This is a genomic window from Paenibacillus sp. YAE3 (assembly GCF_057546105.1).
On sequence record NZ_BAAIYF010000010.1, the window covers coordinates 234,573 to 249,939 of the forward strand.

At 53.8% G+C, this 15,367-nt stretch carries 12 protein-coding genes; 7 read left to right on the forward strand and 5 right to left on the reverse strand.

What is annotated here, in order from left to right:
- Position 1: 1 nt before the first annotated feature.
- From AC27KL_RS20245 to pgmB, 5 genes are all read left to right on the forward strand, one after another.
- The gene (locus tag AC27KL_RS20245; RefSeq protein ID WP_487170802.1) at positions 2–1,315 is read left to right on the forward strand and encodes an ABC transporter substrate-binding protein; all 1,314 of its coding nucleotides are present in this window, start codon (positions 2–4) and stop codon (positions 1,313–1,315) included.
- A 106-nt stretch (positions 1,316–1,421) separates the two neighbouring features.
- Positions 1,422–2,318, forward strand: coding sequence for a carbohydrate ABC transporter permease (locus AC27KL_RS20250; RefSeq protein WP_339323990.1), 897 nt, complete (start codon positions 1,422–1,424; stop codon positions 2,316–2,318).
- A 20-nt stretch (positions 2,319–2,338) separates the two neighbouring features.
- Positions 2,339–3,175 (forward strand): carbohydrate ABC transporter permease, encoded by an 837-nt coding sequence (locus tag AC27KL_RS20255; protein WP_339323991.1) that lies wholly within the window; start codon positions 2,339–2,341, stop codon positions 3,173–3,175.
- A gap of 44 nt (positions 3,176–3,219) precedes the next feature.
- Complete coding sequence (locus AC27KL_RS20260) at positions 3,220–5,418, forward strand: MGH1-like glycoside hydrolase domain-containing protein (protein ID WP_487170803.1); 2,199 nt, start codon at positions 3,220–3,222, stop codon at positions 5,416–5,418.
- 67 nt (positions 5,419–5,485) lie between these two features.
- On the forward strand, positions 5,486–6,163 hold the full coding sequence (gene pgmB / locus AC27KL_RS20265; protein ID WP_339323993.1) for a beta-phosphoglucomutase: 678 nt from the start codon (positions 5,486–5,488) through the stop codon (positions 6,161–6,163).
- A 62-nt stretch (positions 6,164–6,225) separates the two neighbouring features.
- On the opposite strand, the gene AC27KL_RS20270 is transcribed toward pgmB, so the two are convergent.
- The 5 genes from AC27KL_RS20270 to AC27KL_RS20290 form a co-directional block, all read right to left on the reverse strand.
- Positions 6,226–7,788, reverse strand: coding sequence for a response regulator (locus AC27KL_RS20270; protein ID WP_487170804.1), 1,563 nt, complete (start codon positions 7,786–7,788; stop codon positions 6,226–6,228).
- Positions 7,763–9,700 (reverse strand): cache domain-containing sensor histidine kinase, encoded by a 1,938-nt coding sequence (locus tag AC27KL_RS20275; RefSeq protein ID WP_487170805.1) that lies wholly within the window; start codon positions 9,698–9,700, stop codon positions 7,763–7,765. The genes AC27KL_RS20270 and AC27KL_RS20275 overlap by 26 nt, the downstream gene beginning before the upstream one ends.
- A gap of 96 nt (positions 9,701–9,796) precedes the next feature.
- Complete coding sequence (locus AC27KL_RS20280) at positions 9,797–11,473, reverse strand: type 2 periplasmic-binding domain-containing protein (RefSeq protein WP_339323996.1); 1,677 nt, start codon at positions 11,471–11,473, stop codon at positions 9,797–9,799.
- Positions 11,474–11,549: 76 nt separating this feature from the next.
- Positions 11,550–12,437 (reverse strand): carbohydrate ABC transporter permease, encoded by an 888-nt coding sequence (locus AC27KL_RS20285; RefSeq protein ID WP_487170806.1) that lies wholly within the window; start codon positions 12,435–12,437, stop codon positions 11,550–11,552.
- Positions 12,438–12,458: 21 nt separating this feature from the next.
- Positions 12,459–13,427 carry an ABC transporter permease gene (locus AC27KL_RS20290; RefSeq protein WP_487170807.1) on the reverse strand — a complete coding sequence of 323 codons (969 nt, stop codon included), beginning with the start codon at positions 13,425–13,427 and terminating at the stop codon, positions 12,459–12,461.
- 217 nt (positions 13,428–13,644) lie between these two features.
- On the opposite strand from AC27KL_RS20290, the gene AC27KL_RS20295 reads away from it, so the two are divergent.
- Positions 13,645–14,250: a pentapeptide repeat-containing protein gene (locus tag AC27KL_RS20295; protein ID WP_487170808.1), complete on the forward strand. Its 606-nt coding sequence runs from the start codon at positions 13,645–13,647 to the stop codon at positions 14,248–14,250.
- Positions 14,251–14,624: 374 nt separating this feature from the next.
- Positions 14,625–15,257, forward strand: coding sequence for a hypothetical protein (locus AC27KL_RS20300; protein ID WP_487170809.1), 633 nt, complete (start codon positions 14,625–14,627; stop codon positions 15,255–15,257).
- Positions 15,258–15,367 lie beyond the last annotated feature (110 nt).

Sequence of the window (15,367 nt, forward strand, 5' to 3'; positions counted from 1 at the left end):
TATGAAAAAATGGTCTGCAGGTCTCGCGTTTTTGTTGATGTTCAGCATGGTGCTGAGCGCATGTTCTTCAGGTTCTTCCAAGGACGCCGCATCCGGCGGCGGGGAAAGCGGCGGCTCTTCGGAAAAGACCGTCGAGCTGAAATTCACGACATGGGGGGAACTGTCGGCGGATTCCGTAGAGAAAAAGCTGGCCGACCAATTCAACGAAACCCACCCGAACATCAAGGTTACTTTTGAGCCGGTTCCGGGCGACGGTTACGCCACGAAGCTGACGACTTCGCTTGCGGCCGGCCAGGCGCCCGACGTATTCCTGATCGGCGAAGGCGATTACTTCAAATACGTTGACAAAGGCGTCGTCGAGCCGCTGGACGATTACGTCAAAAACGACGCCTCGTTCAAAACGGACGCCTTTCAGCCCGACCTGATCAACATGGGCAAAATCAACGGCAAGCTGTATTACCTGCCCAAGGATTTCAACCCGCTTGCCCTGTGGTACAACAAACGGATGTTTGACGAAGCGAAAATCCCTTATCCGAGCGACAAATGGACATGGGACGACATGATCGACGCCGCCAAAAAGCTGACCAAAAAGGACGGCAAAGGCAAAGTGACGGAATTCGGCTTTAACGCCACAAAATGGGAATATCCGATTTACATCTATCTCTGGCTGAACGGCGCTGACATCGGCAACGAGGACGGAACGAAAGCCGAAGGCTTCATGAACAGCGACAAGACGATTGCCGCGATGGAAAAATACGTGGCCCTGACCAAAGGAGAGGACCGCGTGTCCCCGACGCCGCAGGATACCGAAACGCTTGGCGGCGACTCCTCCATGTTCATGACCGATAAGCTGGCGATGATGATTACCGGACGCTGGGTAAAAAGCGACCTGGACAAATCGGACGTGAAGTACGGATCGGCCCTGATTCCTTCCGGCGCAAACGGCGAGCGCGCCAGCATCATCGCCGCCGCGGGCTGGGCCATGAACGCAAACGGCAAGCATAAAAAAGAAGCGTTTGAACTGATGAAATGGCTGTCGGGCACCGAAGCGCAAAAAGCCCGTTCCGAAAAAGGCCAGGTGCTGCCTGCGACGGTCGCCGAGCTCGACCAGGTGAAGAGCACGGAGGTGGTCGACAAACCCGTGATCGAAATGATGAACTTTGCGAAAAAACCGATCTCGATGCGTTCCGCCAATGCTCCGATATTCACGGAGGAGTTCAATAAGGCGATGGAAAAAATATTGCTGGACAAATCCACGGTGAAGGAAGCGTTGGACGAAGCAGCCAAGGCGGTCGACGGCAAAATCAAGCAATAACGGGAGCGGGTGAGGCGGTTCGAAAGCCGCTTCACCCTTTAAGCTATTTTCGGATGAGGCGGCCGGTTCGAATCCGGCCGGCATCCGCATCGTCAAGGAGGTCTCCATGCGAAATTCACGTTCGGAAAAAGCCGGCTACTTGTTCATCCTTCCTTGGTTTTTGGGCTTATTGCTTTTTACGCTGGGGCCGATGGTGTTTTCACTGATCCTGTCCTTCAGCAAATGGGACATCATTACGGGCATTAGCTCCATCGAGTTTGTCGGCCTGGATAATTTTAAAGCCATTTTCCATGATGAATTGTTTTACCAATCGCTGAAAGTCACGTTCATTTTTGCGCTCGTCTCCGTGCCGCTGTATCAAATCGTGTCCATTTTGATCGCGCTGCTGCTCAATATGCGCACGCGGGGCATGAAGCTGTTCCGCCTGATCTATTTTATGCCCTCCGTCATCCCTGCGGTGGCGGTGTCCATGATGTGGATCATGATCTTTAATCCGGAATACGGAATTTTGAACCGGGCCTTGGCTTGGTTCGGCATCGAAGGGCCGGCCTGGCTTCAGGATCCGAGCTACGCGCTGGGGGCGCTGATCGTCATGGGGATCTGGGGCGTGGGCAACACCATCATCATTTATTTGTCCGGCCTCCAGGGCGTTCCGGAAGAGCTGTATGAAGCCGCCCAGCTGGACGGGGCGGGGCCCCTCCGGCGGTTTGCGAGCGTAACGGTGCCCATGATTTCGCCGACGATCTTTTTCAACCTGATCATGGGGATCATCGGCGGGTTCCAATACTTTACGCAGGCGTTTGTCATGACGAACGGAGGTCCCCTCAACTCTACCCTTTTCTACAACCTCTACTTGTACAACAAGGCTTTCGTCAGCTTCGAGATGGGATATGCTTCGGCTTTGTCCTGGATTTTGTTCGCCATCATCCTGCTTTTCACGCTGATCGTCATCCGCAGCTCATCGATGTGGGTCTATTACAATGGCGATGACGAACGGGATTAAGGAAGGAGGAAAAGAAAGCGATGATCAAACACCAACGTTGGAATGCCGGACGGCTGGTCGCGTTGCTGCTTCTTGTCGCAGGAGCGGCCATCGTGCTTGTCCCGCTGCTGTGGACCGTGTCCACCTCGCTGAAATCGCCGGCCGAAGTTTTCCAGGATTCTTTCGTTCCCAAGGTATGGCATTGGGAGAATTACAAAAATGCGGTGACGGCTGTTCCGTTTTTTCTGTTTCTTAAAAATACGCTGATCATTTTGATCCCGGTCATGATCGGAACGGTGTTCTCTTCCGCGTTATGCGCGTACGGTTTCGCCCGTTTCCGCTTCAAAGGCAAGCGTTTTTTGTTCCTGGTGCTGCTGGCGACGATGATGCTGCCGGGCCAGGTCACGATGATTCCGATGTTTATCATGTTCAAAGAAGCCGGCTGGGTCGATACGTTCCTGCCGCTCATCATCCCGTCGTTTTTCGGGGGAGGGGCCTTCAACATTTTCCTGATCCGGCAGTTCATGCGCGGCATTCCGAGGGATTTGGACGAAGCGGCGTTTATGGACGGCGCGTCCCGCTGGGGCATTTTTACGCGGATCATGCTGCCGCTCAGCAAGCCGCCGCTCATTGCCGTATCGATCTTTACGTTTATGGGCGTATGGAACGATTTTCAGGGGCCGCTCATTTACCTGAACACCAATACGAAATATACCCTCGCCCTGGGCTTGTCCATGTTCAAGGGGCTCTATAACGTGGAATGGAATATGCTGATGGCGGCCACGGTGCTGATCATGCTTCCGGCCATCATCGTGTTTTTCTTCCTGCAAAAATATTTTATCGAAGGCATATCCCTCTCGTCCGCGACGAAGGGGTAAGTCCGAAAGAGCGATGGAGACTACGGAAGGAAGAGGAGAAACTGATGAAAAAAGCAAGCAGCAGACACCCGTTTCCGATCTATTTGAACGCAGGGGAATATATGAAGGTCATCGGAACCCAGGACGGCTGGTTTCCGGATTTCGGGCACCATGTCGCCGGGGAAATGGGCGGCGTTTGGCTCCATCCCATCAAACTGCTTGACGGGTTTTGGCTTCGGATGAGGGATATAAAGCGCGGGATTTCGGTATGGGCGAAAGCCGACGAGTTCGTCAATTACGCATGGGGCAGCGAATTCCGTTACGACCATGGACTCGGCCATATCCCCGTTTCCATGAAGCGGACCCAGTTCGCCCCGGAGCTGGAAAAAGGGATGGTTGTCCGGTACGAGCTCCATAATTATTCGGACGAGCAGGTCGAGCTGGAGCTTGAGCTGCTCTGCCGGACCGATTTGCGGCCCGTATGGTTTTCGGAGGAGATCGGCATCCGGGACGGCGAAGCGGACCGGTTCGTGGAAGTGGCGGATTGGGCCGGCATCGCGAAGGACAGCGGGAACGACTGGTACGTCAAATTCGGGGCCGAGATGCCCGGGATCACCGGACAGCAGCTCCGTACAGGCGACGGTCTGATCGGTCCGGAATGGACGGCAGGAAAAGGCACCGGGCTTTCGATTTCAGCCGGAAAAACCCTTGCTCCGAAAGAGACGTACGTTTTTCATGTATATATTGCAGGCTCCTACGCCTCCAGGGAAGACTGCGAGGCGACTTACGGCAACCTGAAGGACTTTGACGGGTTGCTTGATGCGAAAAAACGGAAAATGGCGCAGATCGATGCAGCCTCGCATTTTGAGGTGGAAGGCGAAGAGCGGCTGAACGACATTTTCGCCTGGGTGAAATGGAATACGCAATGGCTCGTGCAGCGCGTGGATTTTATCGGCCGCGGTTTGACCGCGGGTTCGCCGCATTATCCGTGGTGGTTCGGGTGCGACAATTCGTATTCCGTTCAAGGTTTGATGGCGGTCGGGGAGTTCGAGCTGGCCCAGGATACGGCCGAACTTTTGCGGCGCTTTTCCCAGGACGCCAACGGCAACGGCCGGATCGTGCATGAAATCACGACGATGGGCGCGGTAGCCAATCCGGGCAATACGCAGGAGACCGCCCATTTTATCGCCATGGTTTGGGATATGTTTTGCTGGAACGGAGATCACGCATTTTTGCGGGAGTACTACGAATGCTGCGTTCAAGGCTTGGATTGGCTGCTGCGGGAAATGGATCCGGACGGGGATTTGTTCCCTTCGGGTTACGGCATCATCGAAATATCCGGCTTGAACATGGAGCTGATCGACTCGGCCGTTTATACGGCGCAAGCCGCTTGGGCATTGGCTCAAATGAGCCGGGTGATGGGGGATGCCGATCGGGCGGATCGCTACGAAGAACTGGCCGACCGGATGAAAAAAGCGATCAACAACCAATATTGGTCCGAGCAGGAGGGGCTTTTTACGGATGCGGTTGCGCCTAAAAAAGATATCCTTCCGAAGGTGGATCATTTGGTCCAAAACGCCGCCAAACACGGGATATCCGGTTATCGGGAATATTTGGACGGCCTGCTTGCCGCATGCGGGGACGAGGAAGAGGACCGGGGCTGGCTTTTGAACAAAAACTGGGTGATCGTCACCCCGATGGAAACGGGAATCGCCGATCGGGAGAAGGGGATTCGCGCGCTGAAACGGATGCGATCCGCCGAGTTCGTCGGGGATTACGGGACGTATTTGTCCGGGTTGTATCAAAGCGAAACGATGACGATTTCCACGGGCGTCCATGCGACGGCGGAAGCGATGTACGGAAACGCGGATGCGGCGCTTTGTTTGCTGCAGCGGATGATGCGAACCTTTTCGATGGCGCTCCCCGGCTCGATGAGCGAAATGTCCCCGGATTACGGCTGTGCCGTTCAGGCTTGGACGCTGTATGCGATGGCAGTCCCGATCATCCGGCATTTCGTAGGGGTCAAGCCGCTGGCCCATTTGCGGACGGTTCATATTGCACCGCAGATCCCGGCGGCCTGGGAAGGCAAACCGGTCACGTTGACGCAGCTGAGGATCGGCGACACGGCCATGGACATTCGGCTGCTCGTCCGCGAAGGGACGCTCCATGCCGATATCGCCAATCCGTCCGGGTACAAGGTCGTGCTGGAATGGAACGGACAGACCCGGATCTTCGAAGAAACGCAAATCTTGCTTCATTTATAAAACGATCAAATATAAAGCGATCAAACTTACAAAAAACATCATGGATTAGGGAACCGGGAGGCATATCATGGAACTGCAGGCTGTATTATTTGATCTGGACGGGGTTGTGACCGATACCGCAAAATACCACTTCACAGCTTGGCGGAACCTGGCCCGGCGGATCGGCATCGACATCGACGAGGATTTTAACGAGTCGCTCAAGGGCATCGAACGGATGCAATCGCTTGAGAGAATCCTGGTTCACGGGGGACGGGAGCAGGATTATTCCCAGGAAGAAAAGGAGCGCCTTGCCCAGGAAAAAAACGAGGAGTACGTCTCGCTGCTGGCGGGCTTGACCCCCGAGGATACGTACCCGGGCATCAAGGAGCTGCTGCTCGAACTCCGGGAACGCCGCATCCCTGCGGTGATCGCGTCGGCCAGCAAAAACGCGCCGCTTATTTTGGAAGCGCTCCGCCTGAACGAACATTTCCATGCGATCGTGGACCCCGGCGGCATTCCGGGCAAACCGGCGCCGGACATTTTCCTGCAAGGCGCGAAGCTGGCCGGGGCGGATCCCGCCCATTGCATCGGCATCGAAGATTCGCAGGCGGGCATCGAAGCGATCAAAGCGGCCGGCATGCATGCCGTCGGGATCGGGGAAGCCGGCATTCTCGCTCCTTCCGGGGCGGATCTCGTTTGCTCTTCCACGAAGGAGCTGACGCTGCGGCTTCTTCTGGATTCGTCGGGAATGGCCTACAAACGTTAAGGTTAAAAAAGATAGTCCGCGGCATGTTGCCGCGGACTTCTTTCGTTTCATTCAAGGCCTGTTCATTTGGCCTTCGAACCGTTCGGCGCTCCGGCATGCGCCCATGCTTTTTCGCGATATTCCATCGGGGAGATGCCTTCGTGCTCGCGAAAGACGCGGTTGAACTGCTTCACGCTTTCGAAGCCGACCTGCGCCGCGATTTCGTACACTTTGCCGTGGCTATGCTCGAGCAGTTCCTTGGCTTTTTCGATGCGGATTTTTTTGACGTAGGGCACGAAGCTCATGCCGGTAAACTGCTTAAAGGTTTCGCTGAAATAGGAGTAATTCAGGGACACGTGGTTGGAGACGGTCGCCATGTTGAGCGGCTTGTCATAGTGCTCCCGGATGTAGTCGACCGCCGCTTTCATTTCGGCATGCCCGACATGGGCCTCCTTGACGTCTTTTACGTAATCGTCCAGCCGCAGCAGCAGCGCTTCCGCGTCATGGATGTAACCGTACACGGTTTCGCTGTGATAGAGGTAGCCGATTTTTTTATAGATTTTCAAAATTTCCACCGAAGCTTCTCCGTAATCGGCGAACACCCGGTCGATCACCATCTCGTTCAGCATCCGGCTGAGACGCTCCAGGTAGGCGATGTCGCGGCGTTTGATTTCGCCGAGGTCCATGATCTCGTGCCACAGTTCCTTGACGTCCTGTTTCCTTCCGGTCCCGAGCAGGTTGGCCAGCCTGCGGAAAGGCTCTTCCGGGACGGGATCCGGTTTCGGGAGACGGCGGACGTCCGCATAATAAAAGACGCCGCCGCCCGGTCGCGCATGCAAAAAGGCATATTTGAGCGCCTGTTTGGCCTCTTGGTAACCGCGTTTGAGCTGAGCGGCCCCCGCCGCCTTCAAGCTGACGCCGATGTCGGCCCGAAGGCCATTGCCTTGAACATCCCGGGCAAAATCGGTCACGGCTGCCTCATCGCCGGCCAGGACGACGAGATTCCGGTCCTTATCCTCGAAGCAGATGGACTGCCTGCTCTTCCAATAAGATTCGGCCAGCTGCGCCAAAGCCCCGCCCGGCGGATCTTCTTTGCGGACGACGGCGACGCAGTAAGGCGCAGCGGCGGGATCGAGGCCGGCTTTGGCGCAGCGGCGCTCGATTTCATCCTCCGGAATGTCCGGATGCAGCAAAATATAATTGAGCTGGTCCGCGGCCTGCTCCTCGCGGTATTTGCCGAGCGCTTCGAGTTCGCGCGCCACTTGTTCCTCCTGCCGCAATTCGGCGATCATCCGGTTCAACGCCCGGAACAATTCCTCGCGCACGATCGGTTTCAGCAAATATTCCCGCACCTTGTGCGCGATCGCTTCCTTCGCATACTGAAAATCGTCATACCCGCTTAAGATGATCACCGCCGGAGGGAAAGGAAGCTCGCCCAGCTTCCGGATCAGCTCCAGGCCGTCCATGCCCGGCATGCGGATGTCGGTGACGACGATGTCCGCTTTTTCGGCCCGGTGCATCTCCAGCGCCTCCTCGCCTCCGGCGGCCAGGCCGATGCTGAAACGGGAAGGGTATTCCCTTTCGATCATGGCTTTCAGCCCGATCCTTATATTTCGTTCATCATCGACGATCAAGAGTCTGTACATGTACGGTTTCGCCTCCGATCAGGTTAAAGTAGGGGAGCTTGATCATGACCCGGGTGTACCGATGCTCCTCGCTTTCGACCCAAAGGCCGTATTCGCTGCCGTAAAACAGCTGCAGCCGCTGATGGACGTTGCGGAGGCCGATGCCGTTCCCGCCGGCGTCCCGGCCGGACGTTCCGCCGGAATCCGCCGAGGTTTCCATGCTGCGGCCGTCGTCCGATGCGCGTATTTTTTCGTTCAGCCGCCGCGTTTTTTCCGGGGACATCCCCGCGCCGTTATCTTCGATCACGATCATTTGCGCCCGCTCGTCCGTATAGGTGGTCAAGGTGATGGTCAAATCGCCCTCGCTTGCGGCATGACCGTTCAGGCCGTGTTTGACCGCGTTTTCGATGATCGGCTGCAGCGACATTTTCAGCACCTCCAGGTCAAGATCCCGTTCCGTCAGCTCGGCATTGAGCACGATACGCTGGTCGAACCGCAGGTTCATCAATGCGACATAATGCCGCGCATGGTTCAATTCCTCCCGCAGGCGCACGTATTCGCCGCTCCATCTCAGGTTGTAGCGCATCATGCTGCCGAGCGACGTCAACGCGTCCGATATGGGCCGCTGGTTTTCGACCTCGGCGAGCATTTTGATATTTTCGAGCGTGTTGTAAAGGAAATGGGAATCGATTTGGTTTTTCAGGGTTTTCAGCTCGGCTTCCTTCGTCGCCGCCTGCTTGTTGACCGCATCGGCGATCAGCTCGTTGATTTTGCCCATCATTTTGCGGAAGTGGAACGTCAACTCGCCGACTTCGCTGCCGCCTCCGACCGGAAGCTGGACGTTGAAGTCCCCTTGGCGGATCTTTTTCATGGATAACGTCAGCTGCCGCAATTTTTTCAAAATGAGCGAATTGAGAAAAAAAGTCGAGACCGACAGAATCGCGATCAAAACGACGATCACGAGCAAAATCGTATTCCGGGTTTTGTTCAGGTCCGCCAGCGCCGCCTGCAGCGACGTCAGCTGCACCACGTACGCCCCGATGCTGTCGATGTAGGCATACACCGCAAGGTAAGGCTCGCCGGACAGGCTTAAGTTGAAGTGGCGGTAGGCCCCGGCATGTTCCGTGGGGGAAAGCTTCTCCGCAAGCCTTGCGGCGGCAAGCTCGGAGGCGGGAAGCAGGGAACGGGACGGATCGTAATACAGCCCGCCGCTCGGGGTGACGACGAACATTTGCGACTGCCCGTTGCCGTGGCCGGCGTAAGTGCTGGGGAAAAACCGGCTGAGCAGCATATCGACTTGTATGATGCCGACATGTTTGCCCTTCGGGTATTCGATTTCCCGCAGCAGCGACATTTTTTGCCGGAATTCCTTTTCGTCGCGGATATGGTTTTGGATCGGCTCCTTATCCCGCTCCGATATTTCCCACAGCGCCCCGCCGTTCAGCCGGAGCACCTCGTCGTACCACGGCTCGTTCGCCATCCGGCTTTCCTTCAAAAAGACGGGCCAAATTTCGCTGATCAGCAGGTTGTCCGAAAAAATACGGATATGTTCGAGATCGGGATTGTTGAATTGAAGCCGCAAAAGATTGTTCATCGTATTGCTGCTGAATTCGATCAGCTCGGCCGGGTCCGGATCGGTGGAACGGTCGATGTAGTTCATGACCTCCCGGTCCGACAAGGCGATCTGCACGGCGCGTTCCATCGTTTCCATGTTGTTTTTGATGTTCGTTTTTTCGACCTCGATGGAGCTTTCGCTTTTGCGGATGACATCCTTCGTGTAACTTTCGTTCAGCTGCCGGAACATGATGAGCGAAAACACGATGCCGGGAATGAGAATGATGACGATATAGGAAAAAAACAACCGCTGCTGCAGGGAATAGCGCTCGAGCCTTTGAATAAACAGGTCTGTCCAAGGGCGCATGCGTTTTGGCACTGGCATCACATCCGGGTTCATTTTTGAGTCGGGATAGACGAAAATCCAAAAAGCCCGCGAAAAAATGGGGCTTTTTGGATGGGGAATCACATGCGATTATTTCAGGAATTCCTGAAGTTTTTTCACGTTTTCTTCGAACTTCGCTTGTTTGAACGCTTCGACTTTGGCAAAGCCGGCTTTGTCCCGCTTTTCCAAAAATTCGTTCCAAAGCTTGTCGAATTCCTCGTCCGATTTGCTCAAAAGAAGCTTCGGCAGCGTTTTGCCCCACGTTTGGGCGATTTTGTTGCTCGCGATGCCTTCTTCCGAGTTGCCGGTCGGGTTGATGTTGTCGTATTGGGAGAAGCTTTTCGTTTTGCCTTTGGTCCAGTCCTCCATTTGCTTGAACGGTTCGACGCTAGGCGGCTGCCATTGCAAAATCATGTTGGTGTCCTGCATCATCCAGAAGGTGAGGGAGGCGCCGTATTGTTTGTCGAAAGCGGAACGGTCCTTGTTCAAAAGCTCGAGCGCTTCCGGTTTGAATTGGTCTTTGCCGTCAATCGTGTCGTAAGTAACGCCTTTTTCGCCGAGGTACAGATCCTTCTGGCCTTCTTCGCTGATCAGGTATTCCAGGAAGCGGATCGCTCTGGCTTTGTCTTTCACGTTTTTGGAAATCAGCGTAACCGTCCATCCCGAGATGCCCGGGCCGGCGAGCGTCGGCGGATCCAGCTTGGAGTTGGCCGGGCCGTCCACCGCGATGTATACCGAATTCGGATCTTTGGCGTACAGCGCGTTTTCCTGCGCCGTCAGGTCGCTGCGCTGATAGAGCATGGCAAAATAGCGGCCTTGGGCAATTTTTTCTTCCATTTGCGGGCGTTTGTCGATAAAGACGTCTTTGGCGAGCAGTCCTTGCTCGTTGGCCTGGCGCAGCGTCTTCAGCCAGCGGACATATTCCGGATCGGTTTGGCGGTCATACAGCTTGCCGTCTTTTTCGTACGGGATGGCGAGGAAGTTTTGCAAATACCCCTCAAGGCTGCTGTTGCCCACGTCGTTAAATTCGGTCAAGCCGAGCGGGATCAGCGGTTGGCCCTCGACTTCCGGGAACTTTTCCTTCGCCATCTTGAGCGCGTTCAGGAAACCTTCCGGCGTCCGCATGTCCGGTTTGCCCAAGGCTTCGTACATGTCTTTGCGGACGAGAAACGTCTGGTTGGACACGTATTCCCGCGAATATTTTTCAAAATCCTTCGGCGAGGAAGACGAGTTCGGATAAGCGTACGTGTTGCCGTCTTCCTGCTGGTACCAGGCCATTTTCGCCGGATCGGCGACCTTTACGAAATAAGGATCGTATTCTTCGGCCAGTTTGTTGAGCGGAAGCACCAGATCGCCTTCGATCATCGTTTTCACGGCGTCCTCCCACCAGCCGAGCGTGATGAAATCAGGCAGGCTGCCGGAGGCGATCATCGTGTTCAGTTTCTCGTTTTCGTTGCCGGCGGGAACGATGAAGTTGACGCTGACGCCGGTTTTTTTCGTGACGTATTGGGAGGTCGGGTCGACGCCCCATTTGTTGGCGAACCACGAAAAGTTCAAATACCAATCGAAGGTGATCGGCGACGTGTCGGCTTTCCAGCCGGGTTCGTCCGCGGATACCGTCTTGGTCTCGGGCGCCGGTTCGTTTTTGTTCTCTGGTTCTGCCGTTTTGGCGTCTTCGCCGGACGATCCGCCGCATGCGGCGAGCGAAAGCATCATGGCGAAGGCGAGGAGCAGCAGGCTGCTTTTGCGGAAAACATGTTTTTTCATACGCTTTTACCCCACTTGATTTATTTTGGTGAAACTTGTGTTGCCGTCAAGGAAAAAACTTCCTAAAACGCCCCGTTCATCCTTTGATCGAGCCGATCATGAGGCCTTTGACGAAATACCTTTGCAGGAACGGGTAGGCCAAAACGATCGGCGCGGTCGTCACGACCATGGTGGCGAGCTTGATGGACTGGGAGGTGACGTTTTTGGAAATGCCGCCGGGCATCGCCGCCGCCATCTGGTTCGAGCTGGACTGCGCGACGATCCGGTACAAATAGGTTTGAATCGGCTGCAGGTCCATGTTGTTGATGTAGATCATGCCGGTGAAGTAGTCGTTCCATTGGTATACGCCGTGGAAAAGCGCGATCGTCGCGATGACCGGCATCGAAACGGGGATGATGACCCGTACGAAAATGGACAGGTCGTTGGCCCCGTCGATTTTGGCCGCTTCCTCCAGCCCGTCCGGAATTTCCCGGAAAAAGGTCATAAAAATGATCAGATCGAAAAAGCTGAACATCGCCGGAATGATGTAGACCAAAAAGCTGTCCAGCAGATGGAGGTCGCGGATAAGCAAATAATAGGGGATCAGGCCGCTGTTAAAAAACAGGGTGACGGTCCCGATCAGGATGTACAGCTTCTGACCCACGAGTTCCCGCCGGGAGAAGGCGTAGGCGACCATGGCCGTAAAAAACACGTGAACCGCCGTGCCGATGAGCGTTTTGGCGACCGTGACCCCCATCGCCGTCATGATGCCGCTGCTGCGGAACACGGCTTCGTAGCTTTCCAGGCTGAAAACGCGCGGCCACCAGTAAATGCCTCCGCGCATGGCGTCCTGGCCTTCGTTGAAGGAATTGACAAGCACGTACCAGATCGGATACAGCGTCACGAAGCAGACGGCAAGCATGATCAGCACGTTGACGGCGTCAAAGGCCGCATCCCCGGCAGTTGTTCGATTCCGTTTGAACATGGGGCATCAACCACCTTTTCGTTAAAATAGGGACGTACCGTTGATTCTCTTGGATGCCGAATTGGCGATGAGAAGCAGTACCAAAGCAATCAACGATTTGATCAGACCGACGGCCGTCGAATAGGAGAAACGGTTGTTGACGAGGCCCGTCTGGTAGACGTAGATGTCGATCACGTTGCTGGCGCTTTCGTTCAGCGAGTTGCGGAGCACCAAAATTTGATCGAAATTCGAGTTCAAAATGCCGCTGACCGCCAAAATGAGCAGAATGGTGATCGTGCTTCGGATCCCGGGCAGCGTCACATGCCACATCCGCTGAAACCGCCCGGCTCCGTCGATGGTTGCGGCCTCGTGAAGATCGGGCGACACGCCGGCGATCGCCGCGAGATAGATGATGGCCGACCATCCGAGCTCCTTCCAAAGGTCCGAGGCGACGACGATTCCCCAGAAATACTTCGGTTCGGCCAGGTAGCTGATCGGTTCGTCGATGATATGCAGAGCCATCAGGATATGGTTGATGACGCCGACATCCGACAGCCAGGTGGCCAAGATGCCCCCGAGGATGACCCAGGACAGAAAATGGGGCAGGTACGATATCGTCTGCACCGCCTTTTTCAGCCGGATCGAGCGCAGCTCGTTCAGGAACAGCGCGAACAAAATCGGCAGCGGAAAGCCGACGACCAGCTTGATCAGGCTGATGCCGAGCGTGTTCCAGATGACGCGCGGCAGGTCTTCGTCCTCGAAAAACGCTTTGAAATGCTCCAGCCCGACCCAAGGGGCTTCCGAAATCGGACGCGTAATGACGTATTGCTTGAATGCGATGATGATTCCGTACATCGGTATGTAGTTGAAAATAATCATCCAGGCGACGCCGAGCAGCGCCATCACCTGCAAATATTTCTGGCTTAGAAGCTTCTTCAGCAGCAGGTTCCGTCTCCCCGCCGGGGCGGCGATTCCGGTCTGCGCCGTTTTTGCGCCGAGTTTGGCACGCATGGCATCCGACCTCCTGTAAGTGCTTTCATTGTTGCATCTCCTATTGTAGAAGGGGAGGAAGGAAAGAAACAGGTCCAAAATTTCGTTTTTAGGGGTGCGTTTTTCGGGTCTTGCGTAAAAATTCGGCCATGTACGTCCTTGTTGAAGGAACGTATGTTTGTTACGCTCTAGGAAAAGCCAAACGGCGGTAAGCAAAACCGAAGGAGTGAACACGGGCATGTTTCAGTACATAGAGCAAACCTATGCAAACAAGGATTTCAGTCAGGCGGATTTAAAAAGCGGGGAGCTGAAGGGCTGCGTTTTCACGCGCTGCCTTTTCCGCGGCACGGAAATGAACGAAATTTGGGCCACCGGCTGCCGGTTCATCGAATGCGATTTTGGCGGGGCGACGCTGAATGCGTCCTTGCATACGAGGTCGGCGTTTACGAATTGCCGGTTTGCGGGAGCGAATCTGTTTGTCTCGAAGTGGGAGGACTGCAAAATGACGGGCAGCGACTTCGCTGGCGCTTATTTGGACGGCATTACGATTCAGGGCGGAGAGTGGTCCTATACGAACCTGCGGCAGGCAAACTTGTCGAAGCAGGCGCTAAAGGGCATCCGTTTGATTGAAGCGGATCTTACCGAATGCAACCTGCAGAAGGCGGATTTGCGGGAAGCCGACCTTTCGGGCGCCAAGCTGTTCAAAGCGGTTTTGAAAGGAGCCGATTTGCGCGGGGCCAAAATGGACCGGATCGATTACCGGTCGTTTGATTTGACGGGCGTGCGCATCGATCTGGAGCAAGCGGTCCAGGTAGCCCGGTCCTACGGGGCCAAGGTGGAATAAAGCCACTATGATCAAGTACAGGGTTGTGCTATGCTCCAGTTGATTACCTTTATCATATGATCTAGACATCTGGGGTTAACGGTGGTGCTGTCTGGCGCCTCGCGTCACTACTACTTTTGATATGCCTCGAATGTTTCCGCCCGTGGTATGTGAGTTGGTTCATATTGAGGCTGAAAGGATTCTTCATACAGTAATTTTAATCGATTTAAGACGGTTTTTGTGGTAGGCAAAACCATAAATTGCGAAAAAGACACACGCGGCTTCCCATAATAGGTACCTCTTCTCACTTTTTCTATGACTTAGCAGGAAAATAGTCCTGTTTGTCGAATATTTTATTGTGATTAGTTCAACCTAAATAATTGGCAGGTGCAAAGATGTCTAAAAATAGTCAAATTCTATTAGAAGAAATAGTAAAGCAAGAAAAAGAGGTGTTTGGGGAAACTATCTCAGTTTCAGATTTCTTTGAGTTCTACTCAGCTACACAAATTTTAAAATCTTATGAGTTAAGTTATGATGAAATCGAATCTGGTATAACCGGTAAAAGTCATGATGGTGGGGTAGATTCAGCCTATCTTTTTGTCAATGGTGATCTTTTAAAAGAAGATGAAAATTTTAAAGATAAAAAGTATAAGTCGGGTGTCGATATAGAGTTTATAATAATTCAATCAAAATATGAGAACTCTTTTAGTGAGGAACCCATTCTTAAATTAGCAAGATTAAGCAAAAATTTATTTGACTTAGATTTTAAAAGAGACAATTTTGTCGAAAGATACAATGAAAATGTATTGAAGATTTTTGAATTATTTAGGGATACATATATTAATTTAATTACAAAAAAACCAAAATTGAGAATTAGGTATTTTTATGTTTCAAAAGGAATTGATTTACATCCAAACGTAATAAAACAGAAAGAAGACTTGATATCTGATGTAAATCAGAAGTTACCAATTGCAAAAATAGATTTTAATTTTGTTGGAGCCGATGAACTTGTGAGCGTTTTGCAGTAATCTGAGGCCTTGAGCCGTAAGGATTTTCGGACATAAAAAAGGGACTTCACCCCAACTTGGAGAAGTTTTCAAGTGACCAAACCCAAAAACCTCAAGGATGGAGGAAGTCA

Excerpts from the sequence above, each read along its gene's own strand:
- AC27KL_RS20270 (WP_487170804.1), bottom strand. The coding sequence starts at position 7,788 with ATGTACAGACTCTTGATCGTCGATGATGAACGAAATATAAGGATCGGG.
- AC27KL_RS20295 (WP_487170808.1), top strand. The coding sequence starts at position 13,645 with ATGTTTCAGTACATAGAGCAAACCTATGCAAACAAGGATTTCAGTCAG.
- pgmB (WP_339323993.1), top strand. The coding sequence starts at position 5,486 with ATGGAACTGCAGGCTGTATTATTTGATCTGGACGGGGTTGTGACCGAT.
- AC27KL_RS20300 (WP_487170809.1), top strand. The coding sequence starts at position 14,625 with ATGTCTAAAAATAGTCAAATTCTATTAGAAGAAATAGTAAAGCAAGAA.
- AC27KL_RS20280 (WP_339323996.1), bottom strand. The coding sequence starts at position 11,473 with ATGAAAAAACATGTTTTCCGCAAAAGCAGCCTGCTGCTCCTCGCCTTC.
- AC27KL_RS20285 (WP_487170806.1), bottom strand. The coding sequence starts at position 12,437 with ATGTTCAAACGGAATCGAACAACTGCCGGGGATGCGGCCTTTGACGCC.
- AC27KL_RS20250 (WP_339323990.1), top strand. The coding sequence starts at position 1,422 with ATGCGAAATTCACGTTCGGAAAAAGCCGGCTACTTGTTCATCCTTCCT.
- AC27KL_RS20255 (WP_339323991.1), top strand. The coding sequence starts at position 2,339 with ATGATCAAACACCAACGTTGGAATGCCGGACGGCTGGTCGCGTTGCTG.
- AC27KL_RS20245 (WP_487170802.1), top strand. The coding sequence starts at position 2 with ATGAAAAAATGGTCTGCAGGTCTCGCGTTTTTGTTGATGTTCAGCATG.
- AC27KL_RS20290 (WP_487170807.1), bottom strand. The coding sequence starts at position 13,427 with ATGCGTGCCAAACTCGGCGCAAAAACGGCGCAGACCGGAATCGCCGCC.
- AC27KL_RS20260 (WP_487170803.1), top strand. The coding sequence starts at position 3,220 with ATGAAAAAAGCAAGCAGCAGACACCCGTTTCCGATCTATTTGAACGCA.